Raw genomic sequence first — 16,400 nt, forward strand, 5'->3', positions numbered from 1 at the left:
GCAGACGTTAGCGCCAGCGTAGCCATTCAGCCACCGTGATAATCGGGATGCCTCTGAACACTTTTAGCGTCAGCAAATCATCGTCGCCTGATACCAATGCATCGGCACGACCGGCCAAGGCACAAGCAAGAACGGCGTCATCATCGGGGTCTCGACACACAGGTTTGTTGAGCGGCCCGGGATGGACATATTCGGTTAGCGCACTATAGTCCTCAACCAAGCCCAACGGGGTCAAGCCAGCGGAATTGATTCTGCTAGCGAACTTGTCGCGTGCCAGTACTTCTGCCAGTTCAGCAATCAGGCGCTCGCTTGTGACGATGGTGATGCGCTGATGCCGACAAGCTTCAATAATCTGTCGCGGCGCGCCTTTCCACAATAGGCCAGAGACGACCGTATTGGTATCAGCGACGATTCGCATTGGTCTCCAAGTGCTTTTCTGCCCGCACTGTCTGGATTTCCGACTGAATCTCTTTGGTGCTCATCGGTGGCGTATCGAGTGCATCGAGTTGCTCCATCGCCTGCGCAAGCCGCTGACCCGCCGCTTGGCGCGCTTGGTCATGGCGTTGCTTGATGAACTCAAGGAAATCATCGACCTCAACCAACTGACTTGGCGGTAGCGTTTTTAACTTCTGGTAGAGCACTTCGGCTGTCGTGTTCATCGTCTGTCCTCACTCGATCCCTTCGCGCGCGGCGCGTTCGGTCCGGTTCGCTGCCAGCGCGACCATTTGCTCGACGCTCTGTTCCAACGCGCGCGCCAGGTTTGCACCATCGCACAGCTCGCTGTGGCGCATCTGGTCGCGTTGGGTTTGGCGAATGCGCTGGCGCTGTTGGGCATCTTGAGCAAGAACGGCCAGGATGTCGACGAATTGAGTGGCATCGCGCGCGATCCACTCCGGGCGCCCGAGGCCGCTGAGCAGGGACGCGGCTTGGCGGCCGGCGAGGCGGTCGCCGGCCAGGGTGATCAGGGGCGTGCCCATCCAAAGGGCGTCGAAGCCGGTGGTGGCGCTGTTGAATGGCAGGGAGTCGAGCGCGATGTCGATGTCGTTGTAGGCGTCCATGTGGTCGGCCCAGGCGGCGGAGGCGCCGCGAAATTCGACCCGGTCGGGGTGGATGCCTTGTTCCCGCAGGGGGCCGAGAATCCGCGCTTGGACGCTGTGGTCGTGGGCGCGTTTGTCTTTTAGGATCAGGCGGGCTTGGGGAAGTGCGCGCAGCACCTGACTCCAGAGAGCCAGGCTTTCGTGGCGGACCTTGGTCAGGTTATTGAAGCTGCCGAGGCGCAGCTGCCCGTGCCGATCGGGCTGCCAGCGGGGCTCTGGGGCCTGTTGCAGGGGCTCGTAGGCATAGCGGGTGCGCGGCAGGCGCCAGACCTGCTCGGTAAAGTGGCTGTCGTGCTCGGGCGGGATGAGCACGGCGTCACTGATGAAATAATCCATCTCGGTGAGGCCGGTGGTGGCGAAGTGGCCGATGTAATGGCATTGCACCGGCGCCGCGCGCCGCGCGATGACGCCGAGGCGGTTGTTCTCGGTGTGGCCGCTGGTCTCGATCAGCACGTCGATCCCGTCAGCCCGCATGCGCTCGGCCGCCTGGGCGTCGCTCAGGTTGTCGATGGGCGACCAGACATCGGCGAGGTCGCGAAAGCGCTGGGATTCTGGCCCGGGGCGTTCATGGCTGGGGTAGCAGTAGAGGACGAAGCGCTCGCGATCGAGCGCGCGCAGCCAGCTCAAAAGAAAATGCGCGACCGGATGGCGGCCGAATTCAGCCGACAGCAGGCCCAGGCGCAGGCGTCGATCGCGCCGCGGCCGGCTGGAAAATTGCCGCTGGCGTGCCTCGGCCCGTTCATTGGGGCCCAGGACTTCGCGTTCCCACAGTTGCGCTTCCTGGCGTTGGCGCTCTGGTGTCAGGGCGGCGGTGAAAGACTGGGAGAACAAGAGATTGCTGCGCGCGCGGCCGTTGTCGGGGGCCAGGGCCACTGCTTGGCGAAAGGCGAGCATGCTTTCGTCCAATCGGTCGAGGTCGCGCAGGGCGGTGCCGAGGTTATTCCAGGCTTCGGCCAGCGTTGGAGCGCTCTTGAGCGCCTGGCGCAGGGTGGTTTCGGCCGCAGCGGGCTGGCCCTGCATGATCTGCACGATGCCGAGCAGATTGAGGGTTTCTGGTTCCTCAGGGGCGCGTTCCAGCGCTTCGCGCAAAGCCTGCTCGGCCTCGGCCAGTCGCCCGGCGCGCTTGAGCAGGAGGCCGAGGTAGGACCAGTGCCAGGCTGATTGTGGATCGCGCGCGCAGAGTTGTTGGGCGGCCGTGGCAGCGGCGTTCCAGTCGCGCTCGCGCTCGCGCGCCTTGGCGAGAATGGTCCAGCCGGCTGGGCAGTCGGGCCATTGGGTGACATAGTGCTCGGCCGCGGCGCGGAGTTGCTGTTGATCGCCCTGATGGAAAAGTGTGCGTAGGCTAACCAGCGCTTCACTCTGGGGGGCGTCTTGCGCTGCGATCGCGCTTGGCGTCATATATGTCCCCTTTGATTTCGACGGACTCAAGCTAGAGGCTTTTTGGCATCACGCAGGGCTTTGACCGCGTCCTCCGTCAAGCCGGAAGCGGCCGCAATCTGCTCGTCTGTCAAGAGGTTCATGGTCATCAGGTTGCGCGCGACCTCTTCGCGACCGTTTTGCAATCCCTGCTCCAATCCCTGCTCCAAACCCTGCTGCAACCCTTCCCGCTTGGCTTCATTCAGGAAGGAGACTTCGTCGTGCAAGGCACGCTCGCGCACGAAGGCGAGGCGGCGGGCTTCTTCGTCGGCGCTGAGGTCGCGGATGCGGCTCATGGCTTGCTTAACGGGTTCATGGGCGACGGTGGCCATGGTGAGCTCCTCCTGCCAGTGTTTGAAAAAGGTGATCCAGGCGCGCGAGGTAGAACTCTCCGCGCTTGTGCTAGGCGCCATGGCGGCGCACTTGAATCTCGACATTGTAACAATGGCCGTCGGCGTCCCGAGCCAGCACATCGAGGATGATGTATTTGCCGGTGATCTCACTGGGCTCGATGGTGGGGTTGCGGATCTCGGCCGAGGTCATCTTAGGCAGGTCCGGGCGCAGGTCATTGATGAGCGCGACCAGCAGGTTGGGGGCTTCGACGAACAGACGTTTGAAGACGTAGTCGTTGGTGGGGTCGAGCAATGTTGGCATGGCGAATTGATAGATCAAGACCAGACTCGGGGATGCCGCCAGCAAGCGAGCATTTGCTGGACGCTGTGCTCCAAGGCGCGGGCGAGGCTATTGGTCTCCCTGATGGAAAAGTGTGCGTAGGCTAACCCGCGCTTCAGTCTGCGGGTCGCCGTAAGGAGGGGCGTCTTGCGCCGCGGGCGCGCTCATGAAGTCATGTGCCTGGAAAGAATTTTGTTCGTTGTTAAATGCCGCCTCCCTCATGCTCGATCTTGGGGCATCTCGATCTTATCGTAGACTTCGGCCAGCAACAGATGCGCGCCGATCGCCACGAGCGGCACCTGCTGCGCGAGTTGGTCGTAGCTTCGCAGCAACCAGGCGCCGTCATCGGCGCGGGTATAGAGTTCGGCCTGGACCCGATCCTGCGCGACGAGAAGATAGGCCATCAGGCTCGGCAGGGTCCGGTATTGAGCGAATTTGTCGCCACGATCATAGGCCTCGGTGGAATCGGACAGAACTTCGACGATCAGCACCGGGTTAGTGACCACATCCCGGCGCCCGTCGAAATACTGATGCTCGCCGCAGATTGCCATCACATCTGGATAGGCGCTGGCGTCTGCGGCTTCCATGCGGACTTTCAAATCGCCGGAATAGACGCAGCAAGGGCGGCCCTTAAACTGATTGCCCAACTCCCTGACGATATTGGTCGCGATCAGATTGTGCTCGCGCGAGCCACCGGACATGGCAAACACTTCCCCGCGAACGTATTCAGTGCGCCCTTCGGTTTGCAGGCGCTCCCCGGCGAGCCAGTCTTCAAACGTCTCACGCAAGAGGGGCTGAGATGACATTTTCGGTCTCCGTTTCGTTCAATGTGGCGTCTTTCGGAGCGACGGGTTCCTCAGCGAAAAGCATGGATCCATTGCACTTTTCAAGTGTTTTGTTTGGCACGGGTATCGCCACCGCCGCCCTGGAACCAGCGATCAAACATGGTCTCGAACGGCGGTTCCAGCGCACGCGCCAATCCCCGGCCATCGCAGAGCTCGCTCGCGCGCATCCGCTGCCGCTGGGTCTCGCGGACTGGTTGCGCAGGGTGTGCCAGTGATCGGCGAGCGCTGCGGTGGTGGCGCTGTTGAAGGGAATGGTTTTGGCGAATATGCTGACGCTGCGCGGCATCGTGAGCAAGAGCGGCCAAGCTGTCGACGAATTGACATCTCCCAGCTCAAGGGAAAAACGATTTTAAGATCAATGCCACGACGCCCCCAAGTAAAATACCCAACAGCCATTTCATGAGCGTCATTTCGCCCGCTAATCGCGTATCGACCCTGACCAGCTGTGCCTCTAAGCGCTCGATGTCCCGTTTCGTCGCGATCTCCGCCTCGCCGGATGCGTCACGGTAGGCAGCAGCAATGCCTTTTGCTTGCTCATCATTCAACCCATGGTCTTTAAGCGTTTCAACGAATCTGAGCGTATCGAAAGATATTGCAGTCATGATTGATTCCTGTCAGATAAAGAATATCCGGCGACTGAGTGGATTATGGCATGTATCTGCGGCTGACAGGCTCAGATTAGCACACGCCCCCATGATTCCACTCCGGGCACCCGAGTCCGGTGAGGATGGAGACGGCCTGGCGCCCGGCAAGTTGGTCGCCAAGCAGGGTGACCAGTGGGGTACCCATCCAGAGGGCGTCGCAGGCGGTGCTGGCGCTGTTGAAAGGTATGGTATCCAGTGCGATGTCGATGTGGTTGTAAAGCGCCATGTGCTCGCTCCAGGAGGGGGTGCAGGCAAAGGAGCCGATTCGCTCGCGGCTGATGCCGTGGCTATGCATGACCATCTTGGTAAGTGCATACTAAACGATGTTCGTCATTGATTCGCCGACTCCAAAAACCTGACCATTCATGTTTAAGTGGCTCGGGTTTTCCGATTCCCTCGAAGGGGTTGCGCTGGACATCCTTAACCAATGCGTTGACACGCTTCAAGATACGTTTATCTTCTTGCTGCCAATACAAATAATCCTCCCATGCTTGCGGATGCCAGCTAATCATCAATCAAGGCCCGTTCCTCGAAGCGCCCGCGTCTGATGTCCCCAATTGCCTGATCAAGTCGCTCGCGGTTGCGTGCCGAGCTTTTCAGATACGCGGTTTCAAGATACGCACTCTGGTGATCAATCCGCTCTTCAAGCATCTCCAGAGCCAATTGCTCGGGCGTTTGCTCCGCAAGAGTAGCGATGGCAGCGATCTTTTCCCTCAAACGATCAGGAATTTCGATGTTAAGCATGGCTTGCTCCTGTTCAAACGGCGTCATATTCAACCTCACATATTATCGCGCGCATGGCTTTAAGCCAGATCTGGCTGCCAGGGAAGCCCGATCACGCACGGAGCATCGAACGGATGGTCGGGCCGCATGCCAAAGCGCAGCAGGTTGCGGCGACCGACCTCGTCGGCGATGTGCTCGGCTAACTGGCGCACGGTGATGGGGATGCCGGAGCAGATGTTGACCGGCCCCTGTTGTTCGCCGAGCGCGACTTCGGCAATCTACCGACAGGCCTCGCGGACGTCGAGGAAGTCGCGGATTTGAAGCGTCGGCCGCCGCTGGTCTGGAAGGCTGGTTGTAGCTGATGCAGGGTTTCATTTAGCACGCATCAAGCCGCGTCAAGCTGAGTCAAGGGCAAGCAGTTAACCGAAAGCTTGGCTAGGTCGGCCTGGTGGCTGGCGTGTTGAATGTCGATGCCGACCAGCGCGCCGGCGGCATCGTAGTCGAGGACCACGCCATTGGCAATTTCGTCGGAATCGACGGAGGCACGGTCGCTCAGGTGGATGTAAAGCGAGTCCGTAGCGGCGTCGTAGTTAATCTTCATGGCCGAAATCTCCGGTCCGGAAAGGCGTTGTGGATTGTCTGCCCATCGGCCAGGGTCACCACCCGCAGGTAACGATCTAAGGCATCGATCCATATCCAGTGCCGGATGCGCCCGTCGTCCGCTTGCACTTCCCGGCGAATGGGATCGCGAACGGCAGCCTCGCACCATTCGCGCTGGATATAGGGTCGCTTAACCAAGACATTGTCACGGAAATAGTCCGTAATGGGCAGTTCTAGCATGAGTGCTTGAATGAAGCTGTCAATTCGCCTGTACGCGAAGCGCGGGCACTGCGGTGAAAAAACGCGTGCCCCGTTCAGCCAGATCGGCCAGTTGCGCCTTCACCTCCTCGGCAATATTCCAGGGCAAAATCAGCACCGCGTCCGGTGGCGCCTCGCGCAGCGCCGTCGGCGGGTTGATCGGGATGCGACTGCCGGGCAAGTAGCGGCCTTGTTTGGAGGGCGCGGCGTCGCAGACGTACGGCAGCAGATCAAGCATGAATGTCAATTCTGCATTTCGGGACGGTGTAAATGCCGTGCTTGATTGCGTTTTCCGCATCACCCGAAGCGGCAATACGCAGCGACAATGCCTTTAGCCTGATCATCTTTTAACCCATGGTCTTTTAGGGACAGCAGTTTTGTCTTCACTATTCTTGATGCTTGATCGCTTTATTTTCAAACCAAGCATTTAACATCATCTCGAATGATGCTTCGAGCGCGCGCGCCAGGCTTGGGCCATTACAAAGCTCGCTGCCGCGCATCTGCTCCCGTTGGGTTTCGCGAATGTGCCGGCGTTGAGTTGCATCATGCGCTAGGGCGCTCACGATGTCCACGAAGGCATCGGCATCCCGCACGATCCATTCCGCGCGTCCGAGGCCTGTCAGCAAGGAGGCGGCTTGGCGGCCGGCGAGGCGGTCGCCGGTCAGGGTGATCAGCGGGGTGCCCATCCAGAGGGCGTCGAATCCTGTGGTGGCACTGTTGAATGGCAGGGAGTCGAGCGCGATGTCGATGCTGTTGTAGGCGTCCATGTGGTCGGCCCACCTGGCACTGGCACCGTGGAATTCGATCCGGTCGGGGTGGATGCTCTGCTCCTGTAGGCAGGTCAAAATGCGCGTCTGCACGCTCTGATCCAGGGCGCGTTTGTCTTTCAAGATCAAACGCGCCTGGGGGAGTGCTCGCAGCACCTGGCTCCACAGGAGGAGGCTTTCCTGGCGGACCTTGGTGAGGTTATTGAAACTGCCGAGGCGAAGCTGTCCCTGCGGGTGTGGTTGCCAGCGCGGGTCGGGGGCCTGCAGCAGGGGCTCGCAGGCATAGCGGGTCCGTGGCAGTCTCCAGACTTGTTCGCTGAAGTGGCTGTCTTGCTCGGGCGGGATCAGCAGAGCGTCCCCGATGAAATAGTCCATCTCGGTGAGGCCGGTGGTGGCAAAGTAGCCGATGTAGTGACGTTGCACCGGTGCCGCGCGCCGGGCAATCACGCCGAGGCGGTTGTTCTCCATGTGGCCGCTGGTTTCAATCAGCACGTCGATTTTGTCACTGCGAATCTGTTGCACGGCTTGGACATCGCTCAAGCCATCAATGGGCAACCAGACATCGGCCAATTCGCGAAAGCGCGCGGATTCTGGCTCCGGGCGCTCGGGGCTAGGGTATCAGTAGAGCGCGAAGTGTTCGCGGTTGAGGGCGCGCAGCCAACTCAGCAGAAAATGCCCGACTGGGTGACTGCCGAATTCCGCCGATATCAGGCCCAAGCCCAGGCGTCGATCGCGCAACGGCGCAGGGGAGAACGAGCGCCGGCGTGCCTCGGCCCGTACCTCGGTGCTCAGGACCTCGCGTTCCCAACGTCGCGCTTCCTGGCGTTGACGCTCGGGCGTTAGTGCGGCGGTATAGGCTTGCGAGAATAAGAGATTGCTGCGTGCCCGCCCGTTCTCCGCAGCCAGGGCCAGCGCTTGGCGAAAGGCGAGCATGCTTTCATCGAGTCGGTCGAGATCGCGCAGGGCGGTGCCAAGGTTGTTCCAGGCTTCCGCCAGCATGGGCGCACTTTTCAGCGCGCGGCGCAGGGTGTCCTCGGCCGCGCCGGGTTTGCCCTGCATGATCTGCACGATGCCGAGCAGGTTGAGGGTTTCTGGCTCCTCGGGGGCGCGCGTCAGGGCTTCGCGCAGGGCTCGTTCGGCCTCGGCAAGCCGGCCTGCCCGTTTGAGCAGGAGGCCGAGGTAGGACCAATGCCAGGCTGACTCTGGTTTGCGTTCGCACAGTTGTTGGGCTGCCGCCGCGGCGGCGTTCCAGTCGCGCTCGCGCTCGCAGGCTTTAGCGAGGATGGTCCAGCCGGTGGGGCAGTCGGGCCATTGGGTAACATATTGCTCGGCCGCAGGGCGTAATCGCTGTTGATCGTCGCGGTTTAAACCTACACGCAGCGCGGCTATCGCTTCGCTTTGGCTGGGGAAGAGCGCTTCTGAGGCGGTCATAAACGCGTGGCAAATTGACTTCGGGCAATCCAGCCCATCCGGCCGCTTGCTAGCTCACCGAGTCGACGGCAGGACGGAGGTTGCATCGGTTTAACGGTGCGGCAACGCCTGAGCCAATTGCTCGGCAGCCGCCGAGCTGAGCGCAACGCCGTCGAACCAGGCTTGTGGATACAGATAGTCTTCGCCCGATTCGTCAATGAGCCGTATCATGTCATGACCAGCGTTTTTTTCGACGACTTCATAGAGCCGACCGAGTTGGAGGTCGTCGCCGGAGATGTCGCCGGCATTTCCTTGTGTAAGCAGACTACGAATTCTAAAGCCATCGTTTGACCTTCATTTTGGCCTTGCAGGCAACCCGGCGAGGTGTCGGCGTTCGACTTCCAGCGGTTGACCGATCATGACGATATCCTCAATCGTTTCGCGTGGGCGCGGGCAATTTGCTGGAAAGGGGAAGCCGTCGCAGTGGAATATCTCTTTTGATCGGAAGCACCGACTATCGCTCCCATCAGCAGCTTTGCCCAACCAGCGCTGAAACCTGCGATCATGCTAGATCAGCAAGAGCAATGAAGTAAACTCTCCTCATAAGTCTAATTCCAAATAGGCCGAGAAAACGCGACTAAAGCGTTAGCGCATCAGATCAAGGAGAACAGACGATGGCACTTGCCCAAGAAGACCTTCACCAGATTGGCGACTACGTCAAAGAACACATCAGCGACTGGCTGGCCGAGCAAAGCCTGGGCAAGCCGCCCGTGGTCTACGAGATCGAGCTGCGCGAGCGGATGGTGCGCGTCGAGGAAGAACTCAAGCACCAACGGGAGATAATGCGCCAAGGCTTTGAGCGCATGGACGAACGCTTCGTCGCGATGCGCGAAGACATGGACAAACGCTTCGCGCAGGTCGATACGCGTTTCGAGCTGATGCAAGCCGACATGAACAAACGATTCGAACAAGTTGACAAGCGCTTCGAGCAAGTTGACAAGCGCTTCGATGAGATGCTCAAGCGCCACGACCAACACTTCTTATGGCTGGTCGGGTTCATCGCCACAGGCGTTGGCCTGGTCATCACCGCCATGCGCTATCTCTAGGGGATCTGTTTCGCCTGCTCGCAGAATTGTGTTTGCGTGCTTGCCGCACTGGGAATGTCACAGGTAGCGGGCTTTGATCAACGGACCAATAGGCGCGTTAATGTTAGTGCGTCGGGCCTTGGTCTTGGCTCATGTCATGGTAGAAGGCGATTTATTGGATTCGATCTAATTATAGCAGCTCTTTGGTGCAAAAAACCCGCCAGGCGGCGGGACTGCTTCTCTTCTGTCGGTGTCGGTTAGGTGTCCCATGGTCTGCCTCATCTCGTCGGTTTTCATCCACCCGAGTGAGCTGCCTCAAATTTCCATCTAATCTAATCTAATCTAAACCCCGCGCAGTGCTCCGAGGATCACGCCGCGGCTGCGCAGATCTTCGAGCAGGCTGGTGCCGAAGGCGATGACTTGTTGCGGTTGCAGGTGGCCGAGTTCGGTGGCGATTTGGTCGAGCGCGTCCTGGCCGTTGGGGGCGGGTTGCTGTTGCAGCAGTATGAGCAGGCGCTGGGTGACGGCGTTGAGCTCCATGAAGCACACTTGCTCGTTGCGGTCGAGATAGACCAGTAGATGGGTTGGCTGTTCCGGGGCTTGCTGGGGTTGGTAGTCGGGGCCGATGCGATGGACGGGGTAGCGGTAGCTCAGGTTCCAGGCGCGCGGCGATAGCACGGGGCGCCCGGTGAGCAGGTCGCCATCGGGCATCAGATCAGCGGGGGGGTCATTTGGCACGCCGTCGCTTTGTTGCAGGGCCACTTCGACCCACTCGTAGTGCGCCAACTCGAGCAGGAAGGGCGGGTCGCGCGGGTCATCGCGACGGTGATGGCTGAGGAAGTCAAGAAACTCGCGCGGCAGTTCGGGGAACAGCGGTGAGACGGCGCGATGGCGGCGCAGAAAATCGCGCACCAGCTCGCGCCAATGCTCGCGCGGTAGCAGGCGGTAGACGACAGGGAAGTTGCCGGCGAGCAGCGAGGAGAGGTTGTTGAAGATCAAGTCGCGATAGATCTTCATGCGGCGGTCTTCGATGTCTGCCGGAGCCTTTGCCCGCTCGGGGTCGCGCAGATGGGTGGTGAAGCGCTGCTGCTGGCGCATGAAGTCCGGCATGGCTGACTGGGGTGTCGGGGCATTCATTCCTGATTAACCGGCCATGCAGTGCCTCAGCAAGTCGCCAGCGCGGGTTGCTGCGTGGCGCTTTGCGTCTCGCTTTGGTTCGCGGGGGCCGTGGCTGCCGAGCGGCTCGCGTAAGGCCGCTGAATGGCGCGAATGTGGTCGACCTCCCGCAGCATTTCATCGAGCGGCGGGATGTTGAAATCCCGCTCGAGCAGCGTCGGGAAGACGCCGAAGGCTTGGTAGGCAGCGTCGAGCAGTGCCCAGACCGGGTCGATCACCTCGGCACCGTGGGTGTCGATGCGCAAGTCTTCGGCCTCGGCATGGTGTCCGGCAATATGTCCATAGCGAATCCGCTCGCCGGGCAGGCTGTGTAGAAAGGCGAGCGGGTCATAGCCATGGTTGATGGAATTGACGTAAATGTTATTGACGTCGAGTAGCAGGTCGCAATCGGCCTCCGTCAACACCGCGCGGATGAAGTCGCTCTCGGACATTTGCTGGCCTGGGGCGGCGTAGTAGGAGGCATTTTCCAGCGCGATGCGGCGCTCAAGAATATCTTGTACCTGACGGATGCGCGCGGCAACGTGCTGCACGGCTTCCTCTGTGAAGGGGATGGGCAGCAGGTCGTAGAGTTGGCCGTCGTCTGCGCAGTAGGTCAGGTGCTCGGTGTAGTGCTCGACCCCGTGCTGATCGAGAAAGCCTTTGAGCTGGCGCAGAAAGTTGGTATCCACTGGCGCCGCACCGCCGATTGACAGCGACAGCCCATGACAGACGAACGGAAAACGCTCGGTCAGAGCGTGCAGCAGGCGCCCCTTGCGCCCACCGACACCGATCCAGTTCTCGGGCGCGATCTCGTAGAAGTCGACCTGTCCAACTGGTGGAGCCTCGGCCAGGTCGCTCAGGAAGGAGCGCCGCAGGCCGAGGCCGGCGCCGGCGCCGGCGATGGTCTTATGCCGGCTTATCATCAGCGTGGCTCAGGTGCTCAGCTGCTGCCACCGCACTTGCCCTCGCCGTCCTTCTCGCCATCGTCACCGTCCGAAGAGCCGCACTTGCCCTCTTCGCCCTTGCTGCCGCATTTTCCTTCCTCGTCTTTGCTGCCGCACTTACCCTCGGTATCGGCTTCGGCCAGCTGCATGTAGCCGGTGCCGAGATCCTGAGCGACGAAGGGATTGCCTTCTTCAGCCTGGGCGATACCGATGGAACCGGCGAGAGCGATACCAACCAATGCGGTGGCGGAGTCTTTGGTCATATTCATGGCAATTTATCCTTCTTTCAAAGCAGAATTTTTTGATGATGATGTGGGTCTGTCGTCTGCAGGAGCCCCCTGGTGGAGCGAGGCATAACCGACCCGCATGGTCAGGTATGGCGCCGGAAACCCGCGATTCAATGACAAACCGCAAATTTCCTGACGAAATTACCGGGGTATTATTTGACGCTGACACGAGCAAAGCCCGGGCGCAGTGATCTCAGCTCGTTGCCTCAGTAGCGGCGGGCGCCTCGGGCTGCGCCGCGGTCGCTTCATGCGGTGCCAACCCCGGATAGCGCACCTCGACGCGGTTGCGCCCGAGCTCCTTGGCCCGATACAGCGCCTCGTCGGCCTGCTTGATCAGCGCTTCGTGATCCGGGTTGGTCGGATCATCGGTTGCCACGCCCATGCTGATCGTGACGATGCCCTGACTGGAGCCGGGATGGCGCATGCCTAGCCCGGCGACCGCTTCGCGCATGCTCTCGGCGACTTTGACGGCATTGGCCAGCGAGGTGTCCGGCAGCACCACAACAAACTCCTCCCCGCCATAGCGCGCGCAGAAGTCGCCGCCGCGCTTGAGCCCATCGCTTAAAGTCTGGGCCACCGCGCGCAGGCAGCGGTCACCGGCCTGATGGCCGAAGGTGTCGTTGTAGCTTTTGAAGTTATCGATGTCAGAGATAATCAAGGACAAGGGCATGCCCTGACGCCGACCGCGACGAAACTCATCGACGAGATTTTCGGTAAAGTAGCGCCGATTGGGGATGGAGGTCAGGGTATCGAGTATCGCTTGCTGCTTGAGCCGCTCGTGGGACTGCTCCAGCATGCGGGTGGTGAGCAAAATCAATCCGCCGCCGATCAGTCCGATGAGCGCATGGCTGATTATCAGCGACATGGCCGGCACCAGAGCCACGTCCGGCAGAGTCACGCTGATGCCACCGCGCACGTCGCCAAGCTTGTAGCCCTGGTCTTCGTGGCATTTCAGGCAGGGCTTCTCAGTAACCAATGGGGCCATGTAGCGATAGAGCTGGCGCTCGCCAGATTGCATGAACTGCCCGACCTCCGGCGCGCCTTGCTCGAACCGCGCTAGAGCGGCACGCTCCCAGGGCTCAGCGCGATTCTCGGGGCGAATGGGTTTCAGGCTAGTGATGTGGAAATGCACGCCGCTGGTGTCGTCGGCGATCTCGGCCAACTGCCGGGTCATGAAAGCCGGATTGATCGCCGTTAGCGTGAGATCATCCGACACGCGGATATCACGATCTTCAATCTTCAGGTAGGGATTGGGCTGGGTATTATCGGTCACCGGCACATAGACGCCGCCGTGCTGCGCATTCCACTGCCGCGTCAGCACCACCTGCTCGAAAAAGGACCGCGCCGTGCGCAGCGCCAGCTCAGAGCGCGCGTCGTAGGCTTGATGCAGATTCCAGCCCAGGGACGCCAGCACCAGCGCAGTCCAGATCGCAAGCAGCAGCCAGGGTTTGAGCAGTAGTTTCACGTCGGCGGCAGTGGTGTGCACATCGTCTGAATTCTCTTGATGCATGGCAACGCCCACTCCTCCGGCGCGATTGCCGCGAGCAACCCATTTCCGTACAAGTTTAGCGCAAGCTGGCGGTTGTCGAGCAGCCAAGGTGGAGGAATCAGCCGGGGCGCTGATCGCCCGAAAAATCGTCGATCGCCAGCAGCACGCCGAGATCGCGTAGCCCTGAGAGCACCTCAATGCAATGCTGGGGGTCCGCCATCAGCGAGCTCTCGGTTAACTCCAGACACAGGGTCGCAGGCGGCAGTTTCCATGCCTCGAGCAAAGCTTTCACGTCCTCCACCAGGTGTGGCTCGTCAAGCTGGCGCACCGAGAGATTCACCGCAACAAAAAACCTGCCAATGAAATCCGTTTTTCCGGACGGTGTTACCGCGCCAGCCGCGCAACCAAGCGGTGCCGACTTGGCGCTGAACCTGCGTTGAACTGGCGCTTAACCGGCGCTGACCGGTCGCTGATTGGGCGCCGAATCAGCTGTCTTGTTTGGTCGTCTCCAGCAGCAATTCAACCCGTCGGTTCTGCTCGCGGCCCTCGGGCGTGGCGTTGTCAGCGATGGGCTCCTGCTCGCCGCGCCCCTCGGCGCTGAGCTGCTCGGGACTGACTCCCGATGCGATCAACGCCTCACGCACCGCTTCAGCCCGCTCCGCGGACAGCGCCTGATTCGCGTCTTCGCGACCACTAGCGTCGGTATAGCCGATCACCCGTACCTGTAGATCGGGATAATCGTCGAGCCAGGCCGCGAGCGCCTGCAAGCGCTCGCGGTCTGTGTCTTCCGTCAAGTCAGCCGAGCCGCTGGCAAACTGCAGATCGCCTGAAGACAGCGCAATGCGCAGCCCCGAGTCAGTGAGTCGGGTATTCAGATCCATGGCACCAAGATCCGCCAGCAAGGCGCCGCAGCGGGCCGCACCGGCGTTTGCCTGCGCGGCCTCAAGCTGACGTTGCGCCTCCATGATGGCCAGTTCGCCGCTTTCGAGTGCGGACTGATGCTCGGCCAGATCCTCACGCAGGCGCTCGCCTTCCCGCTCAAGCTCGGCGATGCGCTGTTGGGCATCCGCCAGGGCTTCGGCATCTGTCGCCGCGCCAGAATCCCTACCAGAATCCGCATTTTTAGAGTCCGAGTCCGCGCCAGTCGACTCAGAACTGGCCACTTCCGCATTTGCCGCCTGCACGGAGGTTTCCCGGACCTCGACAACCAATTCCTGCGCTTGAGCGCTAGCCCCCAGCGGAGCGAGATCCTGCGACTGACGAACCCGATAGACGGCCTCCATCGCAATCAGCCCAACGCCAAACAGCGCCGCCAGCAAGCTGAGAATGACCGAGGTGCGCAAGCGAATCTGGCGCTCGCAGGGATCGGCTGATGATGGATCGGCTGATGATGGATCGGCTGATGATGGATCGGCTGATGGTGAAGTGGCAGCGGCCGGATTGGCAGCGGCTGGCTCGCCGCTGGCGACGCTCTTGCTCCCGCTGGCTGTTTGATGAGTCTTCCCGGTCATGATCTTGGCTCCGTTGGCTGATTCGCGCGTTTTCGTTGCTTCTTCTCGGCTCATTCAGGGATGCAGATGCCACGCTCACGCACTGCGTTTGCGGTGCTGACCGAGAGCATCGCCACAATGCCGGTCAGCAGGGTTAGCAGCGCGAAGCCAAGGTAAGCATAAAACGCCGCTCCGGTCTGATCGAACATCCGCATGCTGGCGATACTGACCGCCGCGAGCGGAAAGGAGTAAGCCCACCAGGAGAGGAAAAAATCCAGCCGAAAGAACCGTTGTGCCTGACTGAACAGCAGCACGGTTAAGAACACGCCGACAAAGTAAAGCGCCTGCGCGAACACATCGAGCCCGCCATTGAGCTGAAGATAGGCGATGAAGGCAACGGCCGGCGGCGCGATGAGAATAAAGAGCGTCGGCATCAGGCGCGCGTCGATTGATTGATGGAACAGCACCCGGTAGAAAACGATGGTCATCAGCACCGACCACAGCAGCACACCGATGCTAAAGAAAAACCAGGAGATCTCGACGAACCCCAGCGGCACTCCCGCGATAGGCACCAGCACATTACCAACCGCGGGGATAAACCAGGACGGGTTCATGTGGTGAATCTGAAAATGCTGGTGGTGCATCCACACCGAGACGATGTAGAGGGTAAAGCCAAGCTGCACCGTGGCCCCTGTCGCCCACAGCGTCAGGCTGACCACCGGCGGCGCCGTATGCAGCAGCGCGATGGAGAGCAGTAGCAAGCTGATGGAAATGGTCGGCATGAAACTCAGCCTGACCGGGTGTCTGAGCTCGGCCAGCACCGCACCGGGATGGAAGGCGAGCTTTGCCGCATAAACGCCAAACAGCAGGACAAAGACCAAAACACTCAACCCGATCAGCCAGGGCACCAGGCTGAGCTGAACATCCAGCATGGACGCTGCCTTTTCCCACGCAATGGCCAGACCCGCGAGGCCCATGACCATGGCGAAAAAGGACACCGGAAACTGGGCCAGACGCGACGCTGGAAGCGCCGCTCCAGATGCTTGTGGGCCCGATACCGATGGACTAGGTGCCGATGGAGCAGATGCCGATGGACCAGACGCTGGTCGGCCAGTCACTGATGCACCAGACGCTGGTGGAGAGGTTGGCGAATCCGCCTTCCGGGTCACTGTGCTCATTTTCCTGCCTCCCAAATGAATTCGATCGCCAAATTGCTTTACGCCAGTTCGCTGCAGGACAAATCGCTGCACGCCAAGTCAAGTCGCACATCACGGGCGGCCGGTCTGTTACCTGGCCCGGGATGCGCTGAAATCCAGCCTGATTTGCGCATGCCAAGCCAGCGCGCAACTCCAAGCCCGCGCGCATTGGAAAGTGAAAGTTTAGAAACCCCGACACCAGCGTGCATTGATAAAACCCCGAGTAAGACACTCGGGTTTAGCCAGATTCTCCAAGCCGCCGACGGCGAAACCCGCCGGAGGCCAAAACCGTTATACTCAGGCATTGGCTGTTATCGTCAAA

24 protein-coding genes and 1 pseudogene are annotated in these 16,400 nt (G+C 60.6%); 3 read left to right on the plus strand and 22 right to left on the minus strand.

All coding sequences use genetic code 11. The features are described from left to right. Nucleotides 1-7: 7 nt before the first annotated feature. The 5 genes and pseudogenes from Thiosp_RS18195 to Thiosp_RS18215 all read right to left on the minus strand — a co-directional run bounded on the left by Thiosp_RS18195 (nt 8) and on the right by Thiosp_RS18215 (nt 3,991). Complete coding sequence (locus Thiosp_RS18195; protein ID WP_201069390.1) at nt 8-418, minus strand: putative toxin-antitoxin system toxin component, PIN family; 411 nt, start codon at nt 416-418, stop codon at nt 8-10. Beyond that, nucleotides 402-659, minus strand: coding sequence for a hypothetical protein (locus Thiosp_RS18200; RefSeq protein WP_201069389.1), 258 nt, complete (start codon nt 657-659; stop codon nt 402-404). Before Thiosp_RS18200 ends, Thiosp_RS18195 begins: the two co-directional genes overlap by 17 nt. Nucleotides 660-668: 9 nt before the next feature. After that, nucleotides 669-2,495: an O-linked N-acetylglucosamine transferase, SPINDLY family protein gene (locus tag Thiosp_RS18205; RefSeq protein ID WP_201069388.1), complete on the minus strand. Its 1,827-nt coding sequence runs from the start codon at nt 2,493-2,495 to the stop codon at nt 669-671. A 26-nt stretch (nt 2,496-2,521) separates the two neighbouring features. Then, nucleotides 2,522-3,167 (minus strand): annotated as a pseudogene (locus tag Thiosp_RS18210) (PD-(D/E)XK nuclease family transposase). A gap of 236 nt (nt 3,168-3,403) precedes the next feature. Then, nucleotides 3,404-3,991 carry a Uma2 family endonuclease gene (locus Thiosp_RS18215; protein WP_201069387.1) on the minus strand — a complete coding sequence of 196 codons (588 nt, stop codon included), beginning with the start codon at nt 3,989-3,991 and terminating at the stop codon, nt 3,404-3,406. A gap of 62 nt (nt 3,992-4,053) precedes the next feature. Here Thiosp_RS18215 and Thiosp_RS18220 point away from each other — a divergent pair, with 62 nt between their 5' ends. Next, nucleotides 4,054-4,245, plus strand: a complete 192-nt coding sequence (locus Thiosp_RS18220) for a hypothetical protein (protein ID WP_201069386.1) — start codon at nt 4,054-4,056, stop codon at nt 4,243-4,245. Between the two features lie 117 nt (nt 4,246-4,362). Here Thiosp_RS18220 and Thiosp_RS18225 read toward each other — a convergent pair whose 3' ends face one another. The 10 genes from Thiosp_RS18225 to Thiosp_RS18270 form a co-directional block, all read right to left on the minus strand. Then, nucleotides 4,363-4,632 carry a CCDC90 family protein gene (locus tag Thiosp_RS18225; protein WP_201069385.1) on the minus strand — a complete coding sequence of 90 codons (270 nt, stop codon included), beginning with the start codon at nt 4,630-4,632 and terminating at the stop codon, nt 4,363-4,365. A 76-nt stretch (nt 4,633-4,708) separates the two neighbouring features. Then, complete coding sequence (locus tag Thiosp_RS18230; RefSeq protein ID WP_201069384.1) at nt 4,709-4,969, minus strand: O-linked N-acetylglucosamine transferase family protein; 261 nt, start codon at nt 4,967-4,969, stop codon at nt 4,709-4,711. Then, entirely contained in the window at nt 4,962-5,186 is a 225-nt protein-coding gene (locus tag Thiosp_RS18235) for a Txe/YoeB family addiction module toxin (protein ID WP_201069383.1), read from the minus strand. The genes Thiosp_RS18230 and Thiosp_RS18235 overlap by 8 nt, the downstream gene beginning before the upstream one ends. Continuing rightward, a complete protein-coding gene (locus Thiosp_RS18240; protein WP_201069382.1) occupies nt 5,179-5,445 on the minus strand; it encodes a hypothetical protein in 267 nt (88 codons plus the stop codon). The genes Thiosp_RS18235 and Thiosp_RS18240 overlap by 8 nt, the downstream gene beginning before the upstream one ends. Nucleotides 5,446-5,477: 32 nt before the next feature. Beyond that, a complete protein-coding gene (locus Thiosp_RS18245) occupies nt 5,478-5,609 on the minus strand; it encodes a hypothetical protein (RefSeq protein WP_274607991.1) in 132 nt (43 codons plus the stop codon). Between the two features lie 173 nt (nt 5,610-5,782). Next, on the minus strand, nt 5,783-5,998 hold the full coding sequence (locus Thiosp_RS18250; protein ID WP_009150907.1) for a DUF2283 domain-containing protein: 216 nt from the start codon (nt 5,996-5,998) through the stop codon (nt 5,783-5,785). Continuing rightward, the gene (locus tag Thiosp_RS18255) at nt 5,995-6,237 is read right to left on the minus strand and encodes a hypothetical protein (protein WP_201069381.1); all 243 of its coding nucleotides are present in this window, start codon (nt 6,235-6,237) and stop codon (nt 5,995-5,997) included. The genes Thiosp_RS18250 and Thiosp_RS18255 overlap by 4 nt, the downstream gene beginning before the upstream one ends. A 19-nt stretch (nt 6,238-6,256) precedes the next feature. Further along, entirely contained in the window at nt 6,257-6,493 is a 237-nt protein-coding gene (locus Thiosp_RS18260) for a Rossmann-fold NAD(P)-binding domain-containing protein (RefSeq protein WP_242519071.1), read from the minus strand. Nucleotides 6,494-6,641: 148 nt separating this feature from the next. After that, nucleotides 6,642-7,577: an O-linked N-acetylglucosamine transferase, SPINDLY family protein gene (locus tag Thiosp_RS18265; RefSeq protein WP_323696595.1), complete on the minus strand. Its 936-nt coding sequence runs from the start codon at nt 7,575-7,577 to the stop codon at nt 6,642-6,644. Between the two features lie 63 nt (nt 7,578-7,640). Continuing rightward, nucleotides 7,641-8,453: a tetratricopeptide repeat protein gene (locus Thiosp_RS18270; protein ID WP_201069378.1), complete on the minus strand. Its 813-nt coding sequence runs from the start codon at nt 8,451-8,453 to the stop codon at nt 7,641-7,643. Nucleotides 8,454-9,106: 653 nt separating this feature from the next. Between Thiosp_RS18270 and Thiosp_RS18275 the strand changes: the two genes are divergently transcribed. Next, on the plus strand, nt 9,107-9,538 hold the full coding sequence (locus tag Thiosp_RS18275) for a hypothetical protein (RefSeq protein ID WP_201069377.1): 432 nt from the start codon (nt 9,107-9,109) through the stop codon (nt 9,536-9,538). 321 nt (nt 9,539-9,859) lie between these two features. On the opposite strand, the gene Thiosp_RS18280 is transcribed toward Thiosp_RS18275, so the two are convergent. The 7 genes from Thiosp_RS18280 to Thiosp_RS18310 form a co-directional block, all read right to left on the minus strand. Next, on the minus strand, nt 9,860-10,654 hold the full coding sequence (locus Thiosp_RS18280; RefSeq protein ID WP_242519070.1) for an HvfC family RiPP maturation protein: 795 nt from the start codon (nt 10,652-10,654) through the stop codon (nt 9,860-9,862). 26 nt (nt 10,655-10,680) lie between these two features. After that, entirely contained in the window at nt 10,681-11,595 is a 915-nt protein-coding gene (locus Thiosp_RS18285) for an HvfB family MNIO-type RiPP peptide maturase (protein ID WP_201069376.1), read from the minus strand. A gap of 17 nt (nt 11,596-11,612) precedes the next feature. Then, complete coding sequence (locus Thiosp_RS18290; protein ID WP_242519068.1) at nt 11,613-11,885, minus strand: low-complexity protein; 273 nt, start codon at nt 11,883-11,885, stop codon at nt 11,613-11,615. Nucleotides 11,886-12,096: 211 nt separating this feature from the next. Then, nucleotides 12,097-13,413, minus strand: a complete 1,317-nt coding sequence (locus Thiosp_RS18295; protein ID WP_201069375.1) for a diguanylate cyclase — start codon at nt 13,411-13,413, stop codon at nt 12,097-12,099. A 97-nt stretch (nt 13,414-13,510) separates the two neighbouring features. Further along, nucleotides 13,511-13,720, minus strand: coding sequence for an EAL domain-containing protein (locus Thiosp_RS18300; RefSeq protein WP_201069374.1), 210 nt, complete (start codon nt 13,718-13,720; stop codon nt 13,511-13,513). A 157-nt stretch (nt 13,721-13,877) separates the two neighbouring features. Next, nucleotides 13,878-14,903 (minus strand): OmpA family protein, encoded by a 1,026-nt coding sequence (locus tag Thiosp_RS18305; RefSeq protein WP_201069373.1) that lies wholly within the window; start codon nt 14,901-14,903, stop codon nt 13,878-13,880. Between the two features lie 50 nt (nt 14,904-14,953). Beyond that, nucleotides 14,954-15,865 (minus strand): SLAC1 anion channel family protein, encoded by a 912-nt coding sequence (locus tag Thiosp_RS18310; protein WP_242519075.1) that lies wholly within the window; start codon nt 15,863-15,865, stop codon nt 14,954-14,956. A 107-nt stretch (nt 15,866-15,972) separates the two neighbouring features. Here Thiosp_RS18310 and Thiosp_RS18315 point away from each other — a divergent pair, with 107 nt between their 5' ends. Continuing rightward, nucleotides 15,973-16,191, plus strand: coding sequence for a hypothetical protein (locus Thiosp_RS18315; RefSeq protein WP_323696596.1), 219 nt, complete (start codon nt 15,973-15,975; stop codon nt 16,189-16,191). Nucleotides 16,192-16,400: the final 209 nt, after the last annotated feature.

Source organism: Thiorhodovibrio litoralis (assembly GCF_033954455.1).
Taxonomy (GTDB): domain Bacteria; phylum Pseudomonadota; class Gammaproteobacteria; order Chromatiales; family Chromatiaceae; genus Thiorhodovibrio; species Thiorhodovibrio litoralis.

Bases quoted from the DNA above. Each gene is read 5' to 3' on its own strand.
- Thiosp_RS18295 (WP_201069375.1), bottom strand. From the start codon at position 13,413: ATGCATCAAGAGAATTCAGACGATGTGCACACCACTGCCGCCGACGTG.
- Thiosp_RS18220 (WP_201069386.1), top strand. From the start codon at position 4,054: ATGGATCCATTGCACTTTTCAAGTGTTTTGTTTGGCACGGGTATCGCC.
- Thiosp_RS18200 (WP_201069389.1), bottom strand. From the start codon at position 659: ATGAACACGACAGCCGAAGTGCTCTACCAGAAGTTAAAAACGCTACCG.
- Thiosp_RS18225 (WP_201069385.1), bottom strand. From the start codon at position 4,632: ATGACTGCAATATCTTTCGATACGCTCAGATTCGTTGAAACGCTTAAA.
- Thiosp_RS18290 (WP_242519068.1), bottom strand. From the start codon at position 11,885: ATGAATATGACCAAAGACTCCGCCACCGCATTGGTTGGTATCGCTCTC.
- Thiosp_RS18275 (WP_201069377.1), top strand. From the start codon at position 9,107: ATGGCACTTGCCCAAGAAGACCTTCACCAGATTGGCGACTACGTCAAA.
- Thiosp_RS18285 (WP_201069376.1), bottom strand. From the start codon at position 11,595: ATGATAAGCCGGCATAAGACCATCGCCGGCGCCGGCGCCGGCCTCGGC.
- Thiosp_RS18195 (WP_201069390.1), bottom strand. From the start codon at position 418: ATGCGAATCGTCGCTGATACCAATACGGTCGTCTCTGGCCTATTGTGG.
- Thiosp_RS18235 (WP_201069383.1), bottom strand. From the start codon at position 5,186: ATGATTAGCTGGCATCCGCAAGCATGGGAGGATTATTTGTATTGGCAG.
- Thiosp_RS18205 (WP_201069388.1), bottom strand. From the start codon at position 2,495: ATGACGCCAAGCGCGATCGCAGCGCAAGACGCCCCCCAGAGTGAAGCG.
- Thiosp_RS18270 (WP_201069378.1), bottom strand. From the start codon at position 8,453: ATGACCGCCTCAGAAGCGCTCTTCCCCAGCCAAAGCGAAGCGATAGCC.
- Thiosp_RS18260 (WP_242519071.1), bottom strand. From the start codon at position 6,493: ATGCTTGATCTGCTGCCGTACGTCTGCGACGCCGCGCCCTCCAAACAA.
- Thiosp_RS18255 (WP_201069381.1), bottom strand. From the start codon at position 6,237: ATGCTAGAACTGCCCATTACGGACTATTTCCGTGACAATGTCTTGGTT.
- Thiosp_RS18240 (WP_201069382.1), bottom strand. From the start codon at position 5,445: ATGACGCCGTTTGAACAGGAGCAAGCCATGCTTAACATCGAAATTCCT.
- Thiosp_RS18315 (WP_323696596.1), top strand. From the start codon at position 15,973: ATGGACCAGACGCTGGTCGGCCAGTCACTGATGCACCAGACGCTGGTG.
- Thiosp_RS18305 (WP_201069373.1), bottom strand. From the start codon at position 14,903: ATGACCGGGAAGACTCATCAAACAGCCAGCGGGAGCAAGAGCGTCGCC.
- Thiosp_RS18310 (WP_242519075.1), bottom strand. From the start codon at position 15,865: ATGGTCATGGGCCTCGCGGGTCTGGCCATTGCGTGGGAAAAGGCAGCG.
- Thiosp_RS18215 (WP_201069387.1), bottom strand. From the start codon at position 3,991: ATGTCATCTCAGCCCCTCTTGCGTGAGACGTTTGAAGACTGGCTCGCC.
- Thiosp_RS18280 (WP_242519070.1), bottom strand. From the start codon at position 10,654: ATGAATGCCCCGACACCCCAGTCAGCCATGCCGGACTTCATGCGCCAG.
- Thiosp_RS18230 (WP_201069384.1), bottom strand. From the start codon at position 4,969: ATGCATAGCCACGGCATCAGCCGCGAGCGAATCGGCTCCTTTGCCTGC.
- Thiosp_RS18250 (WP_009150907.1), bottom strand. From the start codon at position 5,998: ATGAAGATTAACTACGACGCCGCTACGGACTCGCTTTACATCCACCTG.